This window comes from Aphanizomenon sp. UHCC 0183 (assembly GCF_009712065.1).
Taxonomy (GTDB): Bacteria; Cyanobacteriota; Cyanobacteriia; order Cyanobacteriales; family Nostocaceae; genus Dolichospermum; species Dolichospermum heterosporum.
The window spans coordinates 23,958-49,487 of sequence record NZ_VILC01000023.1 but is presented as its reverse complement, the minus strand read 5'-3'; the positions used below and the strand labels follow the sequence as shown (position 1 = coordinate 49,487).

The 25,530-nt window shown below is 38.4% G+C and carries 21 protein-coding genes; 9 read left to right on the top strand and 12 right to left on the bottom strand.

Annotation, left to right across the window (positions count from 1 at the left end):
* Window positions 1-232: 232 nt before the first annotated feature.
* The 9 genes from FJR37_RS10480 to sixA form a co-directional block, all read right to left on the bottom strand.
* Window positions 233-694, bottom strand: a complete 462-nt coding sequence (locus tag FJR37_RS10480) for a tRNA (cytidine(34)-2'-O)-methyltransferase (RefSeq protein ID WP_039200046.1) — start codon at window positions 692-694, stop codon at window positions 233-235.
* Between the two features lie 341 nt (window positions 695-1,035).
* Window positions 1,036-2,172, bottom strand: a complete 1,137-nt coding sequence (gshA, locus tag FJR37_RS10475; RefSeq protein ID WP_168465978.1) for a glutamate--cysteine ligase — start codon at window positions 2,170-2,172, stop codon at window positions 1,036-1,038.
* 498 nt (window positions 2,173-2,670) lie between these two features.
* Window positions 2,671-3,591 (bottom strand): NAD(+) kinase, encoded by a 921-nt coding sequence (locus tag FJR37_RS10470; protein WP_039200064.1) that lies wholly within the window; start codon window positions 3,589-3,591, stop codon window positions 2,671-2,673.
* A 6-nt stretch (window positions 3,592-3,597) separates the two neighbouring features.
* A complete protein-coding gene (gene nuoK, locus FJR37_RS10465) occupies window positions 3,598-3,903 on the bottom strand; it encodes an NADH-quinone oxidoreductase subunit NuoK (RefSeq protein ID WP_015080280.1) in 306 nt (101 codons plus the stop codon).
* A gap of 102 nt (window positions 3,904-4,005) precedes the next feature.
* Window positions 4,006-4,623, bottom strand: coding sequence for an NADH-quinone oxidoreductase subunit J (locus tag FJR37_RS10460; RefSeq protein ID WP_039200070.1), 618 nt, complete (start codon window positions 4,621-4,623; stop codon window positions 4,006-4,008).
* Between the two features lie 290 nt (window positions 4,624-4,913).
* Window positions 4,914-5,507, bottom strand: a complete 594-nt coding sequence (gene ndhI / locus FJR37_RS10455; RefSeq protein WP_027402454.1) for an NAD(P)H-quinone oxidoreductase subunit I — start codon at window positions 5,505-5,507, stop codon at window positions 4,914-4,916.
* Between the two features lie 88 nt (window positions 5,508-5,595).
* Window positions 5,596-6,714, bottom strand: a complete 1,119-nt coding sequence (gene nuoH, locus FJR37_RS10450; protein WP_039203541.1) for an NADH-quinone oxidoreductase subunit NuoH — start codon at window positions 6,712-6,714, stop codon at window positions 5,596-5,598.
* A gap of 605 nt (window positions 6,715-7,319) precedes the next feature.
* On the bottom strand, window positions 7,320-8,456 hold the full coding sequence (locus FJR37_RS10445) for a citrate synthase (protein ID WP_039203540.1): 1,137 nt from the start codon (window positions 8,454-8,456) through the stop codon (window positions 7,320-7,322).
* Window positions 8,457-8,543: 87 nt separating this feature from the next.
* Window positions 8,544-9,038, bottom strand: coding sequence for a phosphohistidine phosphatase SixA (gene sixA, locus FJR37_RS10440; RefSeq protein WP_039203539.1), 495 nt, complete (start codon window positions 9,036-9,038; stop codon window positions 8,544-8,546).
* A 478-nt stretch (window positions 9,039-9,516) separates the two neighbouring features.
* Between sixA and FJR37_RS10435 the strand changes: the two genes are divergently transcribed.
* From FJR37_RS10435 to FJR37_RS10395, 9 genes are all read left to right on the top strand, one after another.
* The gene (locus FJR37_RS10435; RefSeq protein WP_039203537.1) at window positions 9,517-10,065 is read left to right on the top strand and encodes a pentapeptide repeat-containing protein; all 549 of its coding nucleotides are present in this window, start codon (window positions 9,517-9,519) and stop codon (window positions 10,063-10,065) included.
* Between the two features lie 664 nt (window positions 10,066-10,729).
* Window positions 10,730-11,017, top strand: a complete 288-nt coding sequence (locus tag FJR37_RS10430) for a type II toxin-antitoxin system Phd/YefM family antitoxin (protein ID WP_039203534.1) — start codon at window positions 10,730-10,732, stop codon at window positions 11,015-11,017.
* Entirely contained in the window at window positions 11,017-11,349 is a 333-nt protein-coding gene (locus FJR37_RS10425; RefSeq protein WP_039203533.1) for a type II toxin-antitoxin system RelE/ParE family toxin, read from the top strand. Before FJR37_RS10430 ends, FJR37_RS10425 begins: the two co-directional genes overlap by 1 nt.
* 594 nt (window positions 11,350-11,943) lie before the next feature.
* Window positions 11,944-12,963: a daunorubicin resistance protein DrrA family ABC transporter ATP-binding protein gene (locus tag FJR37_RS10420; protein WP_039203532.1), complete on the top strand. Its 1,020-nt coding sequence runs from the start codon at window positions 11,944-11,946 to the stop codon at window positions 12,961-12,963.
* A 914-nt stretch (window positions 12,964-13,877) separates the two neighbouring features.
* Entirely contained in the window at window positions 13,878-14,375 is a 498-nt protein-coding gene (locus FJR37_RS10415) for a chemotaxis protein CheW (protein WP_039203530.1), read from the top strand.
* Between the two features lie 59 nt (window positions 14,376-14,434).
* On the top strand, window positions 14,435-17,056 hold the full coding sequence (locus FJR37_RS10410) for a methyl-accepting chemotaxis protein (RefSeq protein WP_168465977.1): 2,622 nt from the start codon (window positions 14,435-14,437) through the stop codon (window positions 17,054-17,056).
* 171 nt (window positions 17,057-17,227) lie between these two features.
* Window positions 17,228-20,113, top strand: a complete 2,886-nt coding sequence (locus FJR37_RS10405; protein WP_168465976.1) for a hybrid sensor histidine kinase/response regulator — start codon at window positions 17,228-17,230, stop codon at window positions 20,111-20,113.
* A 430-nt stretch (window positions 20,114-20,543) separates the two neighbouring features.
* Complete coding sequence (locus FJR37_RS10400; protein ID WP_168465982.1) at window positions 20,544-21,038, top strand: NUDIX hydrolase; 495 nt, start codon at window positions 20,544-20,546, stop codon at window positions 21,036-21,038.
* A gap of 98 nt (window positions 21,039-21,136) precedes the next feature.
* Window positions 21,137-21,946: an alpha/beta fold hydrolase gene (locus FJR37_RS10395; RefSeq protein ID WP_053538223.1), complete on the top strand. Its 810-nt coding sequence runs from the start codon at window positions 21,137-21,139 to the stop codon at window positions 21,944-21,946.
* Between the two features lie 103 nt (window positions 21,947-22,049).
* Here the strand turns inward: FJR37_RS10395 and phnE are convergent, their stop codons facing one another.
* From phnE to FJR37_RS10380, 3 genes are all read right to left on the bottom strand, one after another.
* On the bottom strand, window positions 22,050-22,844 hold the full coding sequence (gene phnE / locus FJR37_RS10390) for a phosphonate ABC transporter, permease protein PhnE (RefSeq protein ID WP_053538224.1): 795 nt from the start codon (window positions 22,842-22,844) through the stop codon (window positions 22,050-22,052).
* 407 nt (window positions 22,845-23,251) lie between these two features.
* Window positions 23,252-24,034, bottom strand: coding sequence for a phosphonate ABC transporter ATP-binding protein (locus tag FJR37_RS10385; protein ID WP_081981513.1), 783 nt, complete (start codon window positions 24,032-24,034; stop codon window positions 23,252-23,254).
* Window positions 24,035-24,113: 79 nt separating this feature from the next.
* Entirely contained in the window at window positions 24,114-25,085 is a 972-nt protein-coding gene (locus FJR37_RS10380; RefSeq protein WP_168465975.1) for a phosphate/phosphite/phosphonate ABC transporter substrate-binding protein, read from the bottom strand.
* Between the last annotated feature and the right edge of the window lie 445 nt (window positions 25,086-25,530).

Here is a 25,530-nt window from a genome sequence, read left to right as displayed (position 1 = left end):
TTTGAGTCATAAGTTGAGAATTAACTAAAATCTATCCTTGTTGGTTAGATCACCCTGAAAGTATCTATACAAATTTCTTATGTCATGTTAGCAGATTTTATCAGTATTTACCATGATTAACTTTTTGCTTATGTATTTTACGCAACATTATTTTCAAAGGTGTTGGCATGATTGATGCTGATAAATATGTTTCTATCACAGTTAATCCTAAATTTCTGTTGGTGAATATGAATTATTGTAAATAGCCTAACTGACGACGACATTCAAATAAACCTATGGCAACGCTGACTGATAGGTTCAAGCTCCTCACGCCAGGTTCATCCATGGGAATATATAAGGTGGAGTCACAAGTGGAAAGAATAGTCTCTGGTAATCCTGCTGTTTCACTGCCAAAGAGTAGCCAGTCATCCGGTTGAAATTCAAAATTAATGTAGTTAAAATTACCACGAACGCTAAAACCTAAGCATCTACCTCCACGTTGTTTATGTACGTTTTGAAATGTTTCTATGGAATTATGATAATGGAATTTAACGTAAGGCCAATAATCTAACCCGGCTCGTTTGAGATAGCGATCGCTAATTTCAAATCCTAATGGACCAACTAGATGTAATTCCGTACCTGTAGCAGCACAAGTCCGGGCAATATTGCCAGTATTAGGAGGAATTTGTGGGTTGACTAAAACTATCTGGGGCATCTTTCTCAGCTCTAAATTGTATATTAGGAAATTTCTTACTGTCTAAAAATCTACCAAAATGTAGAGGCGATATATAGTTTTTTTTAATATGTACGAAGTATTTCCCTGTGATTATTTTTTTAAATCATTCAGCAGGAGTCGGGAGTCAGGAGGGAAAGAAGGAGTAGGAATCAGGAAGAATGTTCTCGACTTTAAAAAATTGCCTCTTGCCTCTTGCCTCTTGCCTCTTGCCTATTACCTCTTGCCTCTTGCCTTTTGCCTTTTGCCTTTTGCCTCTTGCCTCTTGCCTCTTGCCTTTTGCCTTTTGCCTCTTGCCTCTTGCCTCTTGCCTCTTGCCCCTATTACCTCACAGATGAACATAGTTTGCTTTCTAGTTCGGTTTCCCGTTCTTGGGTAGCAATAATAGCTTGAGCAATTACACGCTGAGTATCAACGCCTATCTTATGCAGTTGTAACCATTGTTGAGCTTCGTTGCCTTCTCGCAGGATTTTTTGTAAAGGGGATAAGAAACAACTAAAGCCCTGTTGTTTGGCGATACTCCAAACTTCTTGATAGATTTGTGTTATCCAATCTCTAGCCAGGATACTACTACCATCTTGCCATCGCTGTAATTTTGCATCCAGACTGTCAGTAGCAGCAGCCATTTCGTTGCTTCTGGTTAAGGTAATGAGTTCTTCGGGAGAAAATGGACTTTGAGTTAAAGGATCAATACTGGGGTTATCAATAATTTGGATTAACCGCGCTTCCAGCATTGCTGTCATGGCTAACAAGGCAATAGGATCTGTAACTAAGTCACAAATTCGCAATTCTAAGCGATTTAGATCATAAGGTCGGCGATCGCCATTGGGACGTACTGATGTCCACAAATGCCGGACATTTTGCATTGTTCCAGCCGCCAACTGTTCATTTACCCATTGAATATGATCAGCATGACTAGCAAATAAGGGAACATAATCAGGGGTTTGGGGAAATAGTCCCCAGCGAGTGGAATGATAACCTGTGGTTTTACTATCCAGGAAAGGAGAAGAGGCACTCATAGCTAAAAATAGAGGTGCTTCCATTCTGATAACCCGACAGGCACGCATTAATATTTCTGGGTCACTGATACCAATATTGATATGGACACTGGCTGTAACTACCTTTGTGCCATAGGTTTGTTCAATGTAATCATGATAGGGATTCGTAGGGTCAGAACGCAAAAAGCTTTGGCTTCCTTGCAAAGATAATGTACTACCTGGTATCAAAGTATAATTATCTAAACCTTGGAGATAATTCCGCAACGTCTTTCTGGGTCGCAACAAAGCACACAATAAACTGTCATAATTGATAGATGGTTGAGTTATGTACTCCACATTCCGGCTATCCGGTTCACGCATAAATCCATCTAAATTTGTAACAATCTTGTCCGATAGTCCCACAATGTCACCTTGAGGTGTGCCAGTGTATATCTCAATCTCAAAGCCTTTTAATAAGACCATGTTATTCTCCAAAACTTCTTCTAATGTTCATAAATTGTATCTAATTAGACGATTTTTTGCATTTTCTGTGTACATTGTTTTACCCCTCCCTAACCCTGCCCTTATAAAGGGGAGGGAACTGGATTTTTATTGTTTCCCCCCTTTACAAGGGGTTTAGCAGTGTTGATATGTGTCAACTTAAGCTCAAATCCCTACCACATCTCTTTCCTAGTCTCTGACTAGGAATGCAGTTGATGAGGCTCTGCCTCTAATATCATTGAAGGCAGAGCCTTCTAGAATTCATTCCCAGTCAGAGACTGGGAACGAGACGACTTAAGTTCTTTGCGGGATAGATGTTTTACGTTAAGAATCAAACAATCAAGCCCTTTTGAGTATAATACTTTTCAAACACCCTCTAAGAGTAGACATAAAAAACCCCCAAATAAATTGCAATTGGGGGCGAAAATTGATTGAGGATTACAAGCGTGAGGGTGAAAGTTTAGAAAATAAACATAAACATCAATTGCGGTGATTATTGTTGTAACGAACTCTTGTTCCCGCCCACAGTAACTTCTCCCGCAATGTTTGATAATATGAATTATTTGCCCGTAAGACAATAAACTTAGCGCGACAATCAGCCATTCGCACATCAACACGATGTCCTGGCCAAATAGAAGTAGATAAAACACCATCCATCCAGAGTTTGGTGCTTAAATCATAATCGCCCAAAGGCCAAATACTGATCACCGAACCGGGGGGTAAAACCAGAGGACGACTAGAAAGACTCATGGGACAAATGGGAGTGATGGTAATTGCTTCCATCCCATCATGGATAATTGGTCCGCTGGCAGAAACAGTATAACCAGTAGAACCTGTGGGAGTAGAGATAATTAACCCATCTCCCACATATTGATCTACTATTTCACCATCAATTTCCATTTCTAGAATTGAGGTAATCATTCTGTCAGCAGAAGCGGGTTTGACACAAAACTCATTTAAAGCCAAGTAACTTTCAGTTACGGGTTCTAAATTTGAGCCAGTTCCTTCATATACCGCTGCTTGTAACATCATCCGCCGTTGGATAGCATAACGATCTTCTAACAGCCTGTCCCAAACTATTTCTGGATCTTGAAACTCATCTACTGACTCGGTTAAAAACCCCAAATGTCCGCCTACATTGACTCCGAGAATGGGAATGCCGGCTGGAGCTAAATGCCTAGCGCCGGTTAAGACAGTACCATCACCACCGAGTACCAAAGCTAAATCAATTGGTTGATTAGCAGAGGCCAAAAAAACCGGATAGGGGTTATCTTTTGGTCCACTAGGTCCCATCAATACTTGGCAATGACGATTTTCTAGTTGTTTAGCACAGAGTTCAGCCCAGCGTTGACTCTGGGGATCTCGGGCTTTATAAGCAATGATTACCTGCTTGAGTTGCACTAACTATTACCACTTCAGAAGATTAAACTGCTCCATATCAACGGTATCGCGGTTGCGATAAATAGTCAGAACGATCGCTAAACCTACTGCTGCTTCTGCTGCTGCTACGGTAATCACGAAAACGGTAAAAACCTGACCCTTAATTAAGGTTGAATCCAGGAAGTTGGAAAATGCCATTAAATTTAGATTAACGGCATTTAGCAATAACTCAATTGACATGAGTACCCGCACTGCGTTCCGACTGGTAATTAAGCCATAAATCCCAATGCAAAACAAAGCTGCGGCTAGTAATAAAAAGTATTGGAGTTGCATGATTGTCAGTTGTCAAGGAATAGGCAAGAGGCAAAAGGCAAGAGGCAAGAGTTAAAAGGCAAAAGACAGAAGTTTTTTAACCTTGATATCTCTTTCCAGTTGCTATTCGGCATTTGTAGTGGTGCTACCAGTGGAGATGAGTTCTTTGGGACGTTCTGGTAGGGTTAAAATTGTTTGTTGTAGTTCAGTGGTTGGTACTTGGTCAGGGAGATATTCCCGACGCGCCAAAATAATTGCGCCTACCATCGCAATTAGCAAGAGGACGGAAGCTAATTCAAAGGGTAGCAAAAAGTCACTGAAGAAATGCTCACCAATGACAACGATGGAATTTTGATTAACTACGGGATTAATTGTATAAGCCCAAGGTGTAGCTAATACCATTGTACTTAAAAGCGCAAATAGTCCAAAACTGACTATAGCTGTAAATACTTTTCTTAATCCAGCACTAGGTAATGGTGAAAAATCCTGTCTTTTGTTTACCAACATGATGGCGAACAGAATTAAAACGTTAATAGCACCAACATAAATTAGTATTTGTGCTGATGCGACAAAATCACCATTTAGCAATAGGTACATTCCCGCCATGCTGATGAATACACCTCCCAGCAAAAAGGCGGAATAAACAATGTTAGAGAATAACACTACACCGAGCGCTGTCCCAATCATCATTACACCAAGAATGCCAAGTGATACAGACTGTACTCCTTCTGCTAGATTCACTGTTTTCTGTCCTTAGTCAGTTGTTAGTTGTCAGTTGTTGGTTGTCAGTTGTCAGTTGTCAGTTGTAAATTATCTTTGCTAATGACTAATGACTAATGACTAATAACTAATTATTTTTCTGTTTCTACTAGTAGTTCGTCAAATTTATTTTGACGGGTAATAATCGGAAAAAACTTCTCTTCTTCCCTCCCCTCCCCCCCCCACCTCCCCAACCTCCCCCACCTCCCCTACCTCCCCTACCTCCCCCACCTCCCCAACCTCCCCCACCTCTCTTCTCCCCCTGCTTGCCTTCACCCGTCATTTTCGGGTTGACAGACTACTAGGTCTTCTGGACGAGAACCTGCACGGGGGGCATCGGCGGGGACTCCGTGAGGGTCCATTACGCCTTTAGGTAGGTAAACAAGTTCGCGCAGTGGTGTCACCATTGGATCGTTTGTAACTTTATAGGGTAATCGTCCCAGGGCTACACTATCGTAATTAAGTTCATGGCGATCATAAGTGGCTAGTTCATATTCTTCTGTCATGGATAAACAGTTGGTGGGACAGTATTCCACACAGTTACCACAGAAGATACAAACTCCAAAATCAATACTGTAGTGTTTGAGCTTTTTCTTTTTAGTGCCTTTGTCCATTTCCCAGTCAACGACAGGAAGATTAATGGGACAAACACGCACACAGACTTCACAAGCAATACACTTGTCAAATTCATAGTGAATGCGACCGCGAAATCTTTCCCCAGGAATCAATTTTTCGTAGGGATATTGAACGGTAACAGGTCGCCGTCTCATGTGGTCAAAAGTAACAGATAATCCTTGACCAATATAACGACCTGCTTGGACTGCTTCTTTGGCGTAATCACCAACTTGTTTAAGGAATTTAAGCATTTTTGTGTCTCTCTCTTTACAATTTTGGATTTTGGATTTTGGATTTTAGATTTCAGATTCAATCCAAAATCTAAAATCTAAAATTGCCTTACCCACCGAAGGCGAAGGGAAAGGCTAGTTTGAAGGCTGCGGTTAATAGGAGATTTACCAAGCCTATTGGTAAGAGAAATTTCCATCCTAAGTCTAGCAATTGGTCAATCCGTACCCGTGGTACTGTCCAACGAATGAGGATGGCAAAAAATACTAGTAAGTAGGCTTTAATCACGGTCATGGTAATGCCTATCACCGCTGTGACTACCTGAATGGCTGGGTCACTTTCGCTGACTCCTAACCAACCAGTGATCATCTCCAAGGGTATAGGACAATGCCAACCACCAAGGTATAAAATTGCTACTAATAGGGCAGAAAGGACAAGGTTAATGTAAGAACTGAGGTAAAAGAGGGCGAATTTCATGCCTGAGTATTCGGTCTGATACCCGGCAACTAGTTCTTCTTCGGCTTCTGGTAAGTCAAAGGGTAGGCGCTCGCATTCCGCTAGGGCGGCTATCCAAAAGATCACGAAACCTAATGGTTGTCGCCAAATATTCCAGCCGAGAATGCCAAAGTTAGATTGCTGATTAACGATGTCAACGGTACTAAGACTATTGGACATCATGGCGATCGCTAGTACACTCAATGCTAAGGGAATTTCATAGCTGATGGACTGTGCTGCTGCCCGTAAACCTCCCAATAAGGCGTATTTATTATTAGAGGCATAACCTGCCATTAATAAACCAATGGGCTGAATACTAGATAGTGCAATCCACAAGAACACGCCCATGCCGACGTTAGCAATGATGATATTCTGTCCAAATGGCACAATTAAATAAGACAGAAATACTGGTAAGACGACAATAATTGGACCGATGGTAAATAGCCAAGTATCTGCCTTGGCGGGGATGATATCTTCTTTAAATACCAGCTTCAAACCATCGGCTACAGGCACTAGTAATCCAAATGGTCCTTGGTATTCAGGACCAATCCGTTGCTGTGCTGCCGCAGAAATTTTCCGTTCTAGCCATGTGGCAACTAGTACGCCTACTGTAGCCCCAATTAGCATCAATACCATTGGTAATGGCATCCATAGAGCTTTGGCCGCACCAGGGGGTACGCCCAAGTCTTTGACAGATTGAATAAAAGTTCCTTGGAGGTCAATTCCTGGATTCATGTTTGCTGCTCTTTAAGTCAACGTTCTGATGAACTGTCCAAGATAAAATTAGTTGTTTCAACTTTCATCTTTTGTGCTTCAGCTTTAAGTTCAATCCCTGCTCTGCTGAGATGATGCCCGATTGAAGTTTATTCCCTTCAATACTTGGGCTAATTCATGAGTTTAGTATATCCTTGGATGGTTTTCCCCATCAGACTCTACAAGACAACTTCTACTTATGGTTGGGATTAGGAATTGATGATTGATGACTTAATAGTCATCAGGTAGGGCAAATTAGCCGCTTCCGGGTTGGTAACACCTGAGTTCGACATAAGATAAGATAATTTCTGGAAAACTGCCCCAAATATGAGTCTCAAACCCTTATGATCTCGTTGAAAAAATCATAACTCTGTTCGCGTAGCGTCTCCGAAGGAGAAACTCCGAACTCCTAACACCGAACTCAGGTGGTAACGGTTTTCCCAAACTCGGTGCTGTTGTAAGTTTGCCAATTTTAGCGGGTTGTGATTTTGGAATACAAGCCTCAATGGAAGATGTGACGGTTATCAATCTGTCCATTGGAGGACTTGAATTGAACATCCCAAATCTACAGTTGAGTAGTTTGTCAGTTAACGTTGGTCAATCGGAGTGTAGGCGATTTCGTGACGACCATTGTAAATTTGAGTGGGACGGAAAATCCGGTTTTCTACCAGTTGTTCTTTCCAGTGTGCTAACCAACCGGCTACACGGGCGATCGCAAATACTGGTGTAAACAAGTCTGTAGGGATTCCCATTTTCCTATACACCAAGCCGGAATAAAAGTCAACATTAGGATAAATCCCTTTACCACCCAGTTTTTCTGAAACTACCCGTTCCATTTCTACGGCAATTTCATAGTATTCGTCATAGCCAAACTTCTCAAACAATTGCTCTGCCAAGCCTTGTAAGATTGTAGCGCGGGGATCTTTGACTTTGTAGACACGATGACCAAAGCCCATAATTTTAGCTTTGCGTTTGAGAAGATCATCTACATAGGGGACAACATTTTCTACAGAACCGATGTCTTCTAACATCTGAATTACTTCTTCATTCGCTCCACCATGCAATGGACCGCCTAAAGTACCGACGGCACTGGCGACTACTGCATAAGGATCAGTCAATGTAGAAGCTGTGACTCTAGCACTAAATGTTGAAGCATTCATTGTATGCTCAACATGAAGTATTAGGCAGATATCAAATATTTTGGCGGCTAGGGGGTCAGGCTCTTTCTCATTGAGCATATACAGGAAGTTAGCCGCATAGTTTAAATCATCCCTGGGTTTAACGGGGTCATTACCTTGCCGCATTAACTGGAATGCTGCTACCATCGTGGGAATAGTAGCGATTAACCGGACGGCAGCAGTCCGAATATAGACAGGATTATGTAAATCCCGACGAGAATAGAATAAACCTAAAGCAGCAGCCGAGGCTTGAAGTGCATCCATTGGATGACCACTTTCAGGGAAGCATTTCATCATGTCCCGAATGCGGTATTTGATGCGCCTGTGGAAGAGAACTTCATGCTCAAATGCTTTTAGTTCTTCTTGATTTGGTAATTCACCCCAAATTAACAGATATGCAGTTTCTAGGAATGTACTTTTCTCGGCTAATTCCTCAATCCTGATACCACGATATTCTAGAATTCCTTTCTGCCCGTCTACATAACTAATGCTCGACTGGGCTGCGGGAATGCCTTCTAAACCAGGCTTGTATTCGCATACCGTCATGGCAACACCATTTACTTTGTAAAATATCTGCTCACACTAACCTACTAGAGACTATTTTCACCACAATAGTTGCAGATGTAACAACTATTACAGCAGGTACTTGGGTGATGTTAACCAAAACAGTTGACTACGACCCCAAGCTGAACCATCATCTGGTAGTTTTATTCCCATCATACCTGCTTTTTTGAGGATGAGGCTCTCTTTTGCTTCTCCCCACAGCAGAATTTCTGCCCAATGGCTTAAACTAGGCTCATGACCGACTAATGCTAGTTTGGTTTTTTGGGGATATTTTCTGGGTTGAAGCCATTCTTGCCACCAATTTTGAATATTACCATCAAAGCTCAGATGATCTGATGTTTCTAACTGGGAACTCAATCCAGCCGCAATGAGTATTTCTGCTGTTTGATAAGCGCGAACTAGGGGACTGGTAAGAATGAGATCAAAGTGTAATTCTAGCTTTGCTAATCTTTGAGCGACTTTCTCGGTTTTTTGTCGTCCTTCTGGGGTGAGTTGTCGTTCTTCGTCTTTTAGTTGCGGTTGATGTTCTTCGGCGATACCATGACGGATTAAGTATAGTTCCATGTTTTTAGCTTAAACAGTAGAAGCCTCTCACCTACCCGATAGGGAGGTGATGAGATGAATATGCGTAAGTGACGAATTGCCCAACGAGCAAAATTAAGCGCAGCTTAATCAGTGTTGTTGGGCGATGTTAGCGCAGCGGCACGAAGTGCGGAATGAACACTTTCTTGATTTTTTTTCAAATATTTGATATAATTTTCAATAGTAGGTGTAACTCAATTAAATGCACCAAAAGCAGCCTATCACAAAAGTTAAAAATTATCTCAAAAAGTCCCTAGGGCATAGGGCTTTAAAGCTCGGTTAATGTCTTCATAGAAGAGTCGCCGAGAAGCCCACACTCACCTGTTCGCGCAAGCGTGCCGCAAGGCATAAGGGAGTGTGTGGAGTATGTCACCTAAAAGTGCGATCGCTAGAATCTCAAGTAATTGTCTGTGGTTTGGGAAGTGTAATAACTCACCTGTAGACACAATGAGGTGGAAATATGGATACTCAAAAACTTCTGAATTCTTATAAATCAGGAGAAAAGAATTTCCCAGGAATAAATCTGCACCAAGCTATGTTAAGACGTGCCGATTTGAGAGGCATAAATTTAGAAGCAGCAGATTTAAGCGGAGCGGATCTTACTCAAGCAAATTTGAGTGGGTGTAACCTCAGTAGAGCCAATCTCACTAATGCTGATTTAAGTAGAGCAAATTTAGAAAATGCCAACCTAAGTGAAGTTAACTTAATTGGTGCTGATTTAACTAGAGTCAACCTCAGAAAAACTAACCTGAGTGGTGCTGATTTGCGAACTGCAAATTTAACTTCAGCAAACTTAGTCGGCGCAAATCTCAACCAAGCAGAAATGAGTGGTGCTGACTTTACAGGTGCTAATCTCCATCATGCCAATTTAATTGATAGTAATGTCAATGAAGCCGAATTAATGGGCGTTGATTTAACAACAACAATTATCACGGAATTGGAGAGAACTGGAGAAATTTTGCATATAGGTTTATCCCATAAATGGATAACTTGGGCTGGTAGTTGTTGATCTTTTAACAACTAAGTCGAGGTGATAGACGTACTGTATAGCTGAAGTATCAACAATAACGATAGGGATGACCTTGTCCCTATCGTTTATTATAAGTAATTGGACAAAAATATTTACAGTCATTGCGAGCGAAGGGAAGCAATCACAACCCTTGGAATTGCTTCATTTCACTTCGTTCCATATGGCTAACGCCACGCAACGCTTACGCAATAATATTGTGTAATTAATTCTGTCTCACTACTTAAAGAAAAGTAAAATCGCCCAAACCCTCTTCACTCTTGCCTCTTGCATGAGTGCCTCAAGCCTAGTGCCATAACGACAATTTTTAACGCCAACCTACTTATCCTGATTTTTTCTAAGGAATGTGAATTAAATAAGGTGCAAAAGTAGGGTGTGTTAGCGACAGCGTAACGCACCATTCCAGGTTACATCAGAATTGCAGGTTATTAAATTTGCGTTCCTAAGTAGGTGAACACAATAAAACCAATCTATGTAAAGAAAAGTAAAATCCCCCAAACCCTCTTCACTCTTGCCTTTTGCATGAGTGCCTCAAGCCTAGTGCCATAACGACGATTTTCAATGCTAACCTACTTAATTCACGATTGTTGACAAACACAGCAAATATATATTAACATTCAATTAAATGCTAATCAAATGTTAAGTCATGATCAATCTTTCAAAAGATATACATTCTTTAACAGAGTTTAAACGGAATACGACTGAGTTTTTACAGCGGATTAAGCAAACAAAACATCCTCTGGTTCTAACTGTCAATGGTAAAGCAGAATTAGTTGTTCAAGATGCCGAATCTTACCAGGAACTTTTAGATGCTGCTGAGTTGGTAGAAACATTAAAGGGAATTAAACTTGGTTTGGAACAGATGCAGGAAAGAAAGGGAAAAAAAGCAGAGGATTTTTTTAATGAACTATTTGATAAGTTAGATATTGACTAATGAATCAAAAATATCAAGTTGTCATCCAACCCGCAGCACAAAAAGCAATAGAGGAAGCATATTTTTGGTTTAGCAATGATTCTTCTCGTCAGGCTAGAAAGTGGTTGGAGGGATTATATAAAGTTATTTTATCACTAGAGATAATGCCTTTTCGTTGCTCTTTGGCATTTGAAAATGATTTTTTGGATCAAGAAATTCGACAGATTATTTATGGGAAAGGACGAAATATTTATCGGATTCTTTTTACTATTTTAGATGATACTGTTCAGATTGTTTTTGTAAGACACGCTGCTCAAAAACCAATAATTGATGAATTTGATGAGGATGAGTAAGTAGGTTGGCGTTGAAAATTGTCGTTATGGCAAGGCAAAAGGCAAGAGGCAAGAGGCAAGAGTGAAGAGGGTTTGGGCGATTTTACGTTTCTTTACACAGTTTGGTTTTATTGTGTTCACCTACTTAATTTAGATTTAATGACTATTCATAATTCTTATGATCTCATGTTTGATGTTGCTCCAAAACCAGAACTGATAAAGCCCACATTCCGCACCCTTAACTGTCACAATCGGTTATTACGGAATTTACTTCATGAGAAAGGAGTAAAAAATTACCTTTGGCTCAAAAAAAATAGATTTTGGATAGAAAAATTGCTCAAATGTATTCTCAATAAGGAGTAATAAATATAACAATCATTCTTAAGTTAGGAATTGTCAAAAAATAAAAATAGGGTTAACAGTACAGTAATAAAGTGTTTGAACAGTTTATGGCTAACGCCACGCTACGCTATCGGCAACTATAATTTATCATTTGGCTAAATCTGTACTGAGAATTATCTGAAAATGAAATATTCAACTCATCATAGCGATCGCCTAACTTGTACAATAACAGATAGATTGTTGCGAATTGTATAGTTAAGGATTATAGCTGTCATGACTGCCGCTGTTTTCATCGAAAATCTCAAAAAAAGCTACGGTAATCTAGTTGCAGTCCAGGATGTTTCCTTTCAAGTCCAACCTGGAGAAATTTTTGGGTTACTTGGACCCAACGGGGCTGGGAAAACGACCACTCTCCGGGCTTTATGTACGCTAACAACGCCTGATACTGGGAAAATTGAGGTTTCCGGCATTTCTGTCTTAAAGCACCCCAAATTGGCTAGGCAAAAACTGGGTTATGTAGCCCAAGAAGTAGCTTTAGATAAGGTGCTAACTGGACGGGAGTTACTACAATTACAAGCGGCACTGTATCATCTTCCTGGTGCGCTGATTAAACAGCGAATTAATACTATTTTGGATTTGCTGGGGTTACAAGAATACGCAGACAAAAAAACTGGCACTTATTCCGGTGGTTTACGCAAACGGCTAGATTTAGCGGCTGGTTTACTTCATGCGCCTGATGTGTTGGTATTAGATGAACCAACGGTAGGATTGGATATTGAAAGCCGGGTTGTAGTCTGGGATTTCTTGCGGCAATTGCGGGCTGGGGGAACTACTGTGGTAATTACCAGTCATTATTTGGAAGAAGTTGATGCTTTAGCTGACAGGGTGGCAATTATTGATAGAGGTTTAGTTATTGCTAATGGTACACCTTCTCAGTTAAAAGATCAGGTAGGAGGCGATCGCATCACCTTAAGAATCCGTGAATTTTCACCTCTAGAAGAAGCCGAAACCGCCAAAAACCTGTTAGCAGCCTTACCTTTTGTTCAAGAAATCATCATCAACAGCGCCCAAGGTAACTCTCTAAATTTAGTAGTTACTCCGCAAAATGACGTTTTGATCACGATTCAACAGGCGTTAAATCATGCCAATTTACCAATTTTTGGCATCGCTCAATCTCGTCCTAGTTTAGATGATGTTTACCTAGCAGCCACCGGAAAAACCTTAATGGATGCGGAATTAGCCGCTGTAGCCAATCGTGATCCCAAAGCGGAGAAAAAGCAAAATATGAGATAGAGAACAGGTACAGAATTGACACTCCTAAATTATACTGAAGACGGATGATTGCTAGACTTTTGCCTCGGCAAAAATCTTTCTATATCAATACTATTGGCGATTTTAATGGTAAGGCTAAGACCCGTTTTTAGTATAGTTATGAACAATAAAATCCCTGACTTCTTAGAGGATGTTTGAAAAGTGTTATTCCGTAATTTTCATCACATTGCTACCCCCCTTTCCCCTTGTAAAGGGGGGAAACAATAAAAATCCAGTTCCCTCCCCTTTACAAGGGGAGGGTTAGGGTGGGGTAAAAAATATTTGATACATCAACCATAACTTTTCAAACACCCTCTTAGATAAGGGATCACCAAAAAATAAATTACCCAATTTTGTGGGATGGGCATCCTGCCTGTCCTTGGTAATTAGCGGGCAATTCGTCCCGCACCACAAGAAACTTTTGGGGATTTTTTTAATTGGAAGTCCCTAAGTTGGGGATCTAGCTATTACAATGTTCACAAATCAAATAGGATTGCTAAGTAGGTTGGCGTTGAAAATTGTCGTTATAGCAAGGCAATAGTTAAGGAAATGTAGGTTGGGTTGAGCGATAGCGAAACCCAACAAAATCCTTGATAATGTTGGGTTATGGCTGATACATTCGGAGATCGCTTCTGGGAGAGATAGTCCTACTGTATACTTGGCACAGATGAGGAGATGGAGAAATTACTGGACTGGAATGATAAGTAAGTTAAGTAGGTGAACACAATAAAACCAAACTGTGTAAAGAAATGTAAAATCGCCCAAACCCTCTTCACTCTTGCCTTTTGCCTTGCCATAACGACAATTTTCAACACCAACCTACTTAGTATGGGAGAAACTTATGGTTATCCCATAAAACGAAAATAAACTGATTTTAATTACATTTACATTTACTTATGAAAAAGGTGCAAATTGACTTTAACCATCAAGCCATACATAATAGTCGAGAAGATGGCTATCTCAAATTTCAACTTAATCAACAAACTGGTGCTGTTTTATCCATTGCTCATACGCAGGAAGCAATTATTGTACCTGTGACATCGGTTACGGCTATTCCGAATATGCCTGCTTGTATATTAGGATTGATGAATTGGCGCAGTCATATAATTTGGGTGGTTGATTTACCGAGGATGTTTAATCTAGAATGTCTTGATCACCGATTGCGTCAGTATAATATTATTGTTATTCAAATAGAATCAATAATTTTAGGTTTAGTCGTTCAAGAAATTAAAGGAACAACCAAGTTTATTGCTGATGATATCCGTTCCCCTGTCGGACAAGTAGCATCTAGTTTAGTACCTTACTTATGTGGTTGTGTGGTACAACAAGAAGAAATTTTATTGGTATTAAATGCAGTACATATTTTAAGTTCAGATGTTTTTTGTATTAACTAATAATTAATACTCGAAAAAAGTGGTAATTTTTTATTTTATAGTTGTGGTGTGAGGAATATATGTTGAATAAGACTGATATCAAACAAAGTAGCAATTCTCAAAATCAAGTATCTTTGATTTCTCCAACTAAAGTTGTTGATAATAGAGGAAAAAGTTCCAGTGATCAGAGGTCTTGGTATGAGAGATTAGACTATTTGCGACAATTTAAGTTAAGTACCAAATCTATAATTTTGTCTATCGCTATTGGTACTTTACCAGTTTTGGGAATTGGGGCGATCGCTTATATGTTTGGTAGTAAGTTAATTACAAAGCAAATTATTACATCCCAAGAAAATACAGCAATTAATTTAAGTGATAAAGTTAATAACTTTATTGGACAACGCTATGGAGATATTCAGATCCTATCTAATATATCTTTTTCAAGTCCGATACAAGATACAGAAAAAGCAATAGCAGAAAAATCTAGGCAAATATCGAAAGTTGATCCCAGCACAATTAATATAGAAACAGAAGCCTCCTTGGATAGCTTGATCAAAAATAGTAATGTTTATGATAGTGTAGCCATATTTGACCTGAATGGACAAGTGATGATGCAATCATCAGGAGAATCTTTAAGTCCAGAAAGACAACTTATCTATTTTCAAGAGGTAGTTAAACAAAATACTCCTATTATTAGTCAACCAGAAATAGTTAAAAATATCGGCACAGTGATTTATATAGCTGCACCAATTAAGGATGCAGTGGAGGGTAATACTATTGGTATAGTCAGAACTCGTATACCTCTGAAGGCTTTAAAAAAAGTAATACAAGGTTATATAGATAAGAATAATCAATATTATTTTTTAGATGCAGCAGGAAAAATTTTAATTAGTTCCTATCAAGATATATTTAGTGAAAAACTCGTAAATATATATCCGAGTTTAACTAATGTTTTGAATACCAAAAATATTGATACATTTACAGCCATTGCCAAAAATAATCAAAAGCAGCAACTTATTACTTATATACCATTTTCCAAGATATCAGGTTTACCGGAGATCAAGTGGCAATTAATCATAGAAAAAGATACAGCGATCGCTTTTAAGCAACAAAGAGAATTTTTAAACTTAACTGCTACTACAACATCATTAATTGCATTATTAATGACGTTGATTGTAGCTTGGTTAAGTCAGCGGATTAATGCTAAAATTGCGAATACGTCTATAGGAAAAGCTCAGGAAATTCAAGAGCAAATACATCTAAGCGTAGTCAACAAACAAGAAGATCAAGAAAGAGAAATTGAATGGCTAAAATTACTGCTAGAAGTGACTAGAAAAATTCGGCTAAATCTTCAGTCTGAAGCTATTTATCAAACAGCAATATCTGAAGTTATTCATGTTCTAAAAACAGATAGAGTCATCGTTTATAAACTCCATCGGAAAACGCAATCTGTCAAAGTAATTGCTGAATCGGTACTTGATGATTGTCAAAAAATGCTCGGTGTCTATAACAATGATTCTCACTGGCGAGAACTTGGGAAAAGTAATCAATTTGAGGCTATATCAGACATTGAACAAGAGGTAAAATTAACCAGTAGTTATATCGAGTGGTTAAAGAAATTTTCTGTACAAAGTAGTTTAACAGCACCAATTTTAAGTCATGGAGAAATTCAAGGATTCTTGATTGCTCATCATTGTTATAATCCTCATGTTTGGCAAGTTGGAGAAATTAATTTTTTAACCCAAATTGCTACACAAATTGGCTATGCTTTAGAACAATCTCATCTGCTAGTAGAGATCAGAAAATTGAAAGCTCATAGTCAAACAAATATTAATCAAGACTCCCTAGAACTCCAGAATTTTCAGGATAGTATTGAGCTTGTCAATCAAATTCAACAAGCTGTTAGTGAAGTAAATGTTTATTTAGAAAAATTCGCCACAGAGGCAATTCTAGAACCTGAAAAAATGTACCAAAGCTTAGAAACCATTGAAAATATGACCATTGCTATTCAATCTACCGCTGATATAGCACAGCAAGCTGTCACCATTATTAATGATGCTAACCATACAGCTACTAAAACTGGAGCAGAGATGGATTTAACATTGCAAAATATTTTCTGTGTCCAAGAAACAGTTGATGAAATAGCTAAAAAAGTGAGACGTTTAGGAGAATCTTCTCAACAAATTTCCCGTGTGGTTTCTATAATCAATCAAATTTCCATGCAAACTAATCTATTAGCAATTAATGCGGGAATTGAAGCTGCAAGAGTCGGAGAGGAAGGTCAAGGTTTTGCAGTGGTAGCTGAAGAAGTTGGCGAATTAGCCGCCAGAAGTGCAGCCGCTACTCAAGAAATTGAGGAAATAATTGCCAAAATCCAACAAGAAACAGGTGAAGTATTAAAAACAATGACAATGGGAACTAATCAAGTTACCCAAAGCAGCAATATTATTGAAAATGCCAAGCATAATTTACAAAAAATCACTGATGTATCCCAGCAAATAGATACCCTGATTCAGTCAATTTTAAGTTCTACTCAATCTCAAGTTCAAACATCACAAATTGTGAGTCAAACTATTAAAGATATTACCCTTGTATCAGCACGTAATATTCATAATTCGCGTCAAGTTTCCCAATCTTTACAAAAAGCAGTAGATATTTCTCAAGAGTTAAAAGATACTATTGAGACTTTCCCACCTAATTGATATTCTCATTTGTTCTGAATTAATAAATAAGTAGGTGAACACAATAAAACCAAACTGTGTAAAGAAATGTAAAATCGCCCAAACCCTCTTCACTCTTGCCTCTTGCCTTTTGCCTTTTGCCTTGCCATAACGACAATTTTCAACACCAACCTACTTAATGACTAAGGACTAATGACTAAAGATAAAGAATTGGAAATCCAGATGCAATTTCTGGAAGAAGCAACTGATTACCTCAATACTTTAGAAGGGGTATTACTGGAAATTGACATTAGCAAACGCATTGAATTAGAACATATTAACGCTGCAATGCGAGCTGCCCACTCTATTAAAGGTGGAGCAGCAATGATGGGATTTCGCGTATTAAGTGATTTAGCTCATAAATTGGAAGATGCCTTTAAAGTCTTAAAGACTCAAAAAGATTCTTTGGAACTTGATACTCATTTACAAAGTTTATTACTATCTAGTGTTGATTGGCTACGACAGATTGTTGAGTTATTGGCAAAGGGTAATAATCTGGATGATAGTTGGTTAAGAAAATTTTGTTATCCAGTTTTTGACGAACTTTATGAGCGTTTAGGTGAACCGACTCCAGAAAATATTACAACTTTACTATCATCTGAAGATGATACAGAAATTATCCCTTTATTATTTGAAACTGAAGTTGAAGAGTATTTACAACACCTAGAAGCTAGATTAAAAAATAGCAATAAATCGGGGTTAAGAGTAGAGTTGGTAATGATGGCAACTGAGTTGAGTGGGTTAGGAGAAATGCTGCAATTAACAGCTTTTACCAAATTATGTCAATCAGTTAGCCATTATTTAGAAACTTACCCTGATAGTTGTTTGGAAATTGCTAATTTAGCATTAAAAGCATGGCGACAATCTCAAACTTTAGTATTAAGTAATCAACGAGGTAATTTACCAACTAGAATTGATTTTGGTGAAGTTATTCATGATCTTCCTCCTATTTCATCAAATCAGCAAGATTATTTATTGCATAAATCAGCTATTTCTGATTTTGATTTATTAGAAAATGTTGAATTATCTCCAGAAAGTGCTGATAGAGTATCAACCTCAGAAAATCTCCCCATAGATTATAAATATACTGAACGTAAAAGTGATATTAATTCACTGCCTAAAGAAAGGGAAAACCAGGAAAATACAGTTAGAGTTCCTAGTAAACATTTAGAAAAAATTAATGATTTATTTGGAGAAGTTATTATTCAACGTAATGGGTTAAATGTGCAAATGGAAAGATTACGTAAATTGGTGCGTAATCTCAGTCAAAGAGTCCAAATTCTTGATCAAGAAAATCAAGAACTGCGAACAGCTTACGCAAAAATAATAACTCATAATCATGGTAATCAAGAAGTAGAAAATAATTTTATAGAACAAGATAGCTATCAAAAATTGAATTTATTATCTCAAAATGTCATGGAAACTATTGTCCAAGTGGCAGAAGTTACCAGTGATATCCAATTAAGTGTGGACGATACAGACCAAATAGCAAGAAAACTAAATAAAACTTCTAAACAATTACAAAGACAATTAACCCAGGTGAGAATGCGTCCTTTTTCCGATTTAGTAGAACGTTTTCCTAGAGCTATTAGGGATTTAAACGTTGAGTATGGAAAAAATGTGCAATTAAAAATTGAAGGTGGAAATACTTTAATTGAAAGAGGTATTTTGGAGGCTTTAAATGAGCCTTTAATGCACTTGTTACGCAATGCTTTTGATCATGGAATTGAAGATCCTATTACTCGGAAAAAGCAAGGAAAAAGTGAACAAGGTTTGATTGAAATGAAAGCTGTCTACCATAGTAACCGCACGATTATTACTATTCGTGATGATGGTCAAGGTATTTCTTTAGAAAAAATTCGTCACCGCGCCTTAAAAATGGGTTTGGACGATTCTTTATTAGCGAGCGCTAGTGATGAAGATCTACTATCATTAATTTTTGAACCAGGATTTAGCACCTCAGAACAGGTAACAGCTTTATCTGGTCGTGGTGTAGGCATGGATGTAGTCCGTAATAACCTGAAATTAGCGCGAGGAGATGTGAATGTTGACACCCAAGCTGGAGTGGGGACGAAGTTTACCTTATCAGTACCATTTACCCTGTCAGTTGCGCGGGTTTTATTGGTTGAGAGCGATCGCTTGGTGTTAGCATTTTTTACAGACGTAATCGAGGAAATTTTCTTGCTAGAACAGGAACAAATCTTCTCCCAAAACGGGAAAGAATTTATTAACTGGCAAAACAATCAATTACCATTACTGCGTCTCAATAGTTACTTTGAATTTAATTGCTCCCGCTACAATAACCTGGAATTAGAAACTCTGCCGATCATTAATGCTATAAGTGTATTGATAGTCAAACATGATCATCAACAAGTCGCAGTTCAAGTAGAACGCTGCTGGGGTGAACAAGAAGTAGCTATTCGTCAAGTAGAAGGTAATATTCCCCTTCCCAGTGGTTTTAACAACTGTACAATTCTGGGTGATGGTCGAGTAGTTCCCCTCATTAATACTAATGATTTAGTATCATGGATTACAAAAAATGAACGTCCCCACATCAGTAATAAATTACCAACAACAAGATTACAAACTGCATTCCTCAAACCGCCAAAAGTACCCACTATCAATCAACCTAGTCGCCAAAAAAGCATAATTTTGATTGTTGATGATTCCATTAACGTCCGTCGTTATCTAGCACTAACCCTGGAAAAAGGTGGATATCAAGTAGAACAGGCTAAAGATGGTCAAGAAGCTTTAGAAAAGCTAGAAAGTGGTTTGCAAGTCCAAGCGGTAATTTGTGATATTGAAATGCCTCGTATTGACGGTTATAGCTTTTTAGAGCGAATCAACAACAATACAGAGTTGAGAAATATTCCTGTCGCTATGTTAACCTCCCGTAGTAGTAGTAAGCATCGTCAGTTAGCTATGCAATTAGGAGCAAAAGCTTATTTTTCTAAACCGTACAATGAGCAAGAATTATTACGGACATTAGAAGAAATAATTTTCCAGATTGCAGAAACAACATTAATTGGTAATTCGTAATTCGTAATTCGTAATTCGTAATTCGTAATTCGTAATTCGTAATTTGGAATTTGGAATTCGGGCGTTGCTGAATCGAGGTATGAAATTTCCAAATTGAACCTTTAAAAATCAAACCTCAGTGCGTCTACTCTTCGAGATCACGAAGCGTGATTGCGCCTTTGCGTGAGACTAAAATTCATACCCTTAATCAGCAACGCCGGAATTCGTAATTCGTAAGTAGGTGAACACAATAAAACCAAACTGTGTAAAGAAATGTAAAATCGCCCAAACCCTCTTCACTACTGCCTCTTGCCTCTTGCCTTTTGCCTCTTGCCTCTTGCCTCTTGCCTTTTGCCTTTTGCCTTTTGCCTCTTGCCTCTTGCCTCTTGCCCTCCCATAACGACAATTTTCAATGCTAACCTACTTAGAATACAACAAAGTAATTTTCAACTTGAACATTTTTGCTTTTTTTACACCAATGATTCAGTCCACACGCAGCCTATGGCACTTTGGACAAACGGTACTGGGTATTATATTCCGCCACCCCATTACTGGTACAAGTATTATCCCTGTTTTACCTGATGGTCAGATTGTCCTTATTAGGAGAAAGGATGATGGTCGTTGGTCATTACCTGGTGGTATGGTGGATTGGGGAGAAGATGTTCCTCATGCAGTCCGTCGGGAATTGATAGAGGAAACAGGGTTAGAAGTAGTTAAAATCCGCCGTTTAGTGGGGGTTTACTCTTCACCAGATCGTGATCCTCGGATTCATTCTATCTGTATTACTGTTGAAGCTGAAGTTCAAGGAGAAATGGCAATCAAAGATACTTTAGAAGTTATGGAAATTCAAGCTTTTCCTCCTAGTTCTTTGCCAAAACCAGATATGTCTCATGATCATTTTCGTCAGTTACAAGACTACTTAAATGGTTTAACAACACTTGCATAAAAGATGGAAAATTTAAAATTCTGGGTTGGGAAATTAACTCTAAAGTCTATAATTGGAAATTGCACAACTTAGACACCTAAATTAGTAAGTTAAAATAAATGAATATTTTATTTCGTAACTCCCGCATAAAACTTAGTCAAGGGGTATTGTTTTGGCGTGAAGTTGGTACAGGAATACCCGTAGTTTTTCTACATGGTGCATGGAATGATGGTAGCGAATGGGTATCCACAATGGAATTATTAGCTGAAAACATCCATTGCTTTTCACCAGATTTGTTAGGTTTTGGTGAATCAGCAAATCCTAAAATTCACCATTCCATAGATTTACAAGTCGAGTGTTTAGCTGATTTTTTAAAAGCTTTAAAATTAGAAAAGGTCTATTTAGCTGGTAATTCTCTAGGAGGTTGGATTGCGGCTAGTTATGCTTTAAAATATCCAGAACAAATATCTGGCTTAATATTGTTATCACCAGAGGGTGTTGCAGCGGAAGATAAAAAAGAGGAATGGCAAAAAAAACGGCGGTTATTTAATTGTTCACCCTTAATAATTAAATTTTTACGCTTAATTATGCCTTTTATCAAATTGATTGGTTGGGAGGGAAAAATTGCTAGAGATTTAGAATTAAGACAAACATTGTTACAATCTTCCACAGCTTGTCAATTACTTTTTAATCGCCAGCAACCAGAAATAGCAGCAGAATTATTAGAAAAACGCTTACCGGAAATCAATGTTCCCTGTTTGATTTTGCAAGGTGGTCAAGATACACAATCTGCTATATCCAAAAGTAATACTTATGCCCGATTAATTCCCGAAGTTCAGTTACATAATATTGCTCATGGAGAAAGTAATTTACCAGAAACTTGTGCCAGTGTTGTCGCTGAAGCTATTTGGGATTTTATTAATCAGTAGGTAGGGGCGCGGGCCCCGCGCCCAGTCAGGAGTCAGGAGGAAGAATTGGTAAGATTTTTGGAATAATTGAACGCAGATAAACGCAGATAAACGCAGATAAATACTAAATTGACTCTAAGTATCGGCGTAATTTACTACTAAACCAATCAATAACTGTGACTACTACTAATAGCACTAACATCATGGTTGTGGCTTTGGTATATTCAAAACCATCTATATAGCTTTTTAATTGAAATCCTATTCCCCCAGCACCAACTACTCCTAAAACTGAAGCAGCACGAATGTTATATTCAAACATCCATAGGGTATAACCTAATCCTAAAGGTAATATTTGCGGCAATATCCCATACTGAGCAATTTGTATTTTTGATGCTCCAATTACCTGTAAAGACTCTAAGGAATGATAATCTACTGATTCTATCGCTTGTTGATAAAATTTAGCAAGATAGCCAATAGTATATATTGATAATGCCAATGTTCCAGCGGGTGCGCCTAAACCTGTAGCTGCGACAAAGATTAAACCTAAGATAATTGAAGGTACGGAACGCACAGCATTTTGCAGTAAGTTTGCTATCCATCTTAACCATAAAGGGGCGATATTATTAGAACTGGCTATGGCAATTGGTAAGGATAAAACTGCACCTATGGATGTTCCCCAGACGGACATCTGCACGGTTTCAATTAATCCTTTAATGGCAATGTCTAAAACTTGCAAGTTGGGAGGAAATAACCGAGAAATGAAGTCTGTGATAAAAGGCCAGCTATCTTTTAATAATTTCAGATCAACTTTTAATCCTTGTAATGCCCAAGTGTAAACTCCTATCATTAATAGGAAGACAAGTGAAGGCATAAACCAAGGATAACGATGAAAAATTTGTGAATTAGAAAATTTTTTCATTTTTTTAAATTACTCCATATAATTTTAATTATTTTATTTAGGGTTTGCTGATAGCGTAGCGTGGCGTTAGGGAACACCAAAAAATAAATTACCCAATTTTGTGGGATGGGCATCCTGCCTGTCCTTGATGATTAGCAGGCAATTCGTCCCGCACCACAAGAAATTTTTGGGTATTTTTTTAATTGGAAGTCCCTTAGCCATACTCCTGACTCCTGATAGCGCAGCATGGCGTTAGCCATACTTCTAGCCCTCACAGATAACTTTTTCAGCAAACCCTATTTAGATAAGTAGGTGAACACAATAAAACCAAACTGTGTAAAGAAATGTAAAATCGCCTAAACCCCCTTCACTCTTGCCTCTTGCCTCTTGCCTCTTGCCTTGCCATAACGACAATTTTCAACGCCAACCTACTTAGTTGATAAAAATCGCTGTTGTAAATTTTCACATTTGCCATCATAAACTACTTTTCCATTATCTAAAATAATCGCTCTTTGAGCGTATTCTTTAGCTAGAGCTAAGTCATGTAAAACGGTAATTATAGTTAATCCTTGTTGATGCAATTCTGATAAAGTTGCCATGACTTGTTGTGAGGCTACCACATCTAAACCTGTGGTGGGTTCATCGGCTAAAAGTATTTGTGGAGATTGCATTAATGCTCTAGCGATCGCTACTTTTTGTTGTTGTCCACCGCTTAATTTACTAGTTTTTTGATATGCTTGTTCTTGCAAACCTAGTTGTGTTAATAATTCTAAGGCTAAGGTGCGATCGCGTTGCCCAAATCCCCATAAAGTTTGCCTCGTTTTTCTCACCCCCAACCTGCCACACAAAACATTATCAATTGCTGATAATTGGCGAATTAAGCCCCCTCCCTGAAATAGCATTCCCACATCTCGACGGATTTGCGGTAAGTTTTGCTCACTTACAGACACACCATTAATTTTAATTTCCCCCTTAATCAAGGGAACTAACCCCACAAGTGATTTTAATAATGTTGATTTACCTGCTCCATTCAGTCCTAGCAATACTACAAATTCACCTTGATTAATTTGGCAATTAATATTATTTAAAATTGGTCGCTGTAGAGATGCAATATAACCTGTTTCCAAATTACAACATTCAATAAAATTCACGTTACTTTGAGATAAGTTGGATAAATGATAATTTTTATGTGCTACTTGATCAATAGTCATGGCTAATGGGAATATGATAATTTTTGTTCTATCCTGCTCCCCTCCTCGCTTGCGGGGAGGGGTTGGGGGTGGGGTTATATTATTCCATTCCCACGTTTTTCAAAGCTTCTCGCACTGGTTGAAGATGACGATTATGATCAACTCTTACCAATTCTGTGGAATTATATAAACTGCTTAGTAATTGATTATTTTCTGATTTATTTAACTTCAATAAAGCATTAATTAGCTTTTCTCTGATCACAACTGGAACATCATCATCAATGGCAATACCATGAGCCGGAACACCAGAAATTTTATGTAATATCCTGACTTTACCTCTATTCTCAGCCGCCAAATAGGGAGGGAAAAGAGCATATTCTGAGACTACAGCTACATCCGCTTGACCTCTAATTACAGCATCTAAAGCTTTACTATAATTTCCACCATAACTAACTTTACCAAAGAAGCTTTCCAAGCGATCGCGGTTAGGGACAAAACCCTGTTTAACTAACTCACTCACTGGAAAAAGAAACCCGGAACCAGATGTAGGAGAAGTAAAAGCAATAGTTTTGCCTCTAAGTTGTTCTAAAGTTGCTTTCGGAGAATTTTTACTTTTTAATTGGCTATTATTGGGAACAACAAAAATAGAATTATAAGTATACCTACCAGAGTAATTTTTGCGAACTTCTGCCAAATATAACCGAGAATTTGCTAATTGTTCAGCCTTTAAAGCCGGACGACTACTTAAAAATGCTACATCAGCCCGATTCGCTCTTAAAGCTTCTACTGCGGCTGTCTCATCACCTACTTGCGCTTTAACGGGTATCCCTATCTCCTTAGATAAAAAAGCAGCTACATTATTAGCTTTATTTTGCAAGTCTGTAGAATCAGAGCGACTAGGAAAAACTATAGTTAAAGGGTTGATTTTCTGAGCAATTAAGCGTGGTGCTGGTTGATTTTGCAAAGGGTTAGCTATGGCTAGATGCGGAGAATCCAAACCGCTCAACACTATTCCTGTCAAGGCTAACAATCCGCCACCAACACCCCAAAAGCTTTTTTTACCTACTACCATTTTTTTACCCCACTAAGAATTATGTTCAATACTTTTGCAAATTATTTGCAATTAACTCCATCGAAAACTATAGACTTTTTAAGAATAAAAGTCAATAAGCAAAATTTTTTTACCCTGACTTTCCGTACTTCATTATGTAATAGGACTTACGCACGCTCACTAACTTGCCATGATAAGTAATTGGACAAAAATATTTACAGTCATTGCGGGCGAAGGGAAGCAATCACAACCCTTGCGATTGCTTCATTTCACTTCGTTCCATATGGCTAACGCCACGCTTACGCAATGACATTGTGTAATTAATTCTGTCTCACTACTTATGAATGAACGAAATTGCGTCGTTTTCGGCTTTGGGAATAACTTATTGAGTAGGGTGCGTCAGATAGAGGAAATCTGTTTTTTTGTCAAAATATCGTGTCTGACGCACCCTACAAGGGATAAAATT

Bases quoted from the DNA above. Each gene is read 5' to 3' on its own strand.
- FJR37_RS10420 (WP_039203532.1), top strand. From the start codon at position 11,944: ATGACTGCCGCTGTTTTCATCGAAAATCTCAAAAAAAGCTACGGTAAT.
- phnE (WP_053538224.1), bottom strand. From the start codon at position 22,844: ATGAAAAAATTTTCTAATTCACAAATTTTTCATCGTTATCCTTGGTTT.
- FJR37_RS10405 (WP_168465976.1), top strand. From the start codon at position 17,228: ATGACTAAAGATAAAGAATTGGAAATCCAGATGCAATTTCTGGAAGAA.
- FJR37_RS10480 (WP_039200046.1), bottom strand. From the start codon at position 694: ATGCCCCAGATAGTTTTAGTCAACCCACAAATTCCTCCTAATACTGGC.
- FJR37_RS10385 (WP_081981513.1), bottom strand. From the start codon at position 24,034: ATGACTATTGATCAAGTAGCACATAAAAATTATCATTTATCCAACTTA.
- ndhI (WP_027402454.1), bottom strand. From the start codon at position 5,507: ATGCTTAAATTCCTTAAACAAGTTGGTGATTACGCCAAAGAAGCAGTC.
- FJR37_RS10435 (WP_039203537.1), top strand. From the start codon at position 9,517: ATGGATACTCAAAAACTTCTGAATTCTTATAAATCAGGAGAAAAGAAT.
- FJR37_RS10425 (WP_039203533.1), top strand. From the start codon at position 11,017: ATGAATCAAAAATATCAAGTTGTCATCCAACCCGCAGCACAAAAAGCA.
- sixA (WP_039203539.1), bottom strand. From the start codon at position 9,038: ATGGAACTATACTTAATCCGTCATGGTATCGCCGAAGAACATCAACCG.
- gshA (WP_168465978.1), bottom strand. From the start codon at position 2,172: ATGGTCTTATTAAAAGGCTTTGAGATTGAGATATACACTGGCACACCT.
- nuoH (WP_039203541.1), bottom strand. From the start codon at position 6,714: ATGAATCCAGGAATTGACCTCCAAGGAACTTTTATTCAATCTGTCAAA.
- FJR37_RS10410 (WP_168465977.1), top strand. From the start codon at position 14,435: ATGTTGAATAAGACTGATATCAAACAAAGTAGCAATTCTCAAAATCAA.
- FJR37_RS10380 (WP_168465975.1), bottom strand. From the start codon at position 25,085: ATGGTAGTAGGTAAAAAAAGCTTTTGGGGTGTTGGTGGCGGATTGTTA.
- FJR37_RS10415 (WP_039203530.1), top strand. From the start codon at position 13,878: ATGAAAAAGGTGCAAATTGACTTTAACCATCAAGCCATACATAATAGT.
- nuoK (WP_015080280.1), bottom strand. From the start codon at position 3,903: ATGCAACTCCAATACTTTTTATTACTAGCCGCAGCTTTGTTTTGCATT.
- FJR37_RS10445 (WP_039203540.1), bottom strand. From the start codon at position 8,456: ATGACGGTATGCGAATACAAGCCTGGTTTAGAAGGCATTCCCGCAGCC.
- FJR37_RS10430 (WP_039203534.1), top strand. From the start codon at position 10,730: ATGATCAATCTTTCAAAAGATATACATTCTTTAACAGAGTTTAAACGG.
- FJR37_RS10395 (WP_053538223.1), top strand. From the start codon at position 21,137: ATGAATATTTTATTTCGTAACTCCCGCATAAAACTTAGTCAAGGGGTA.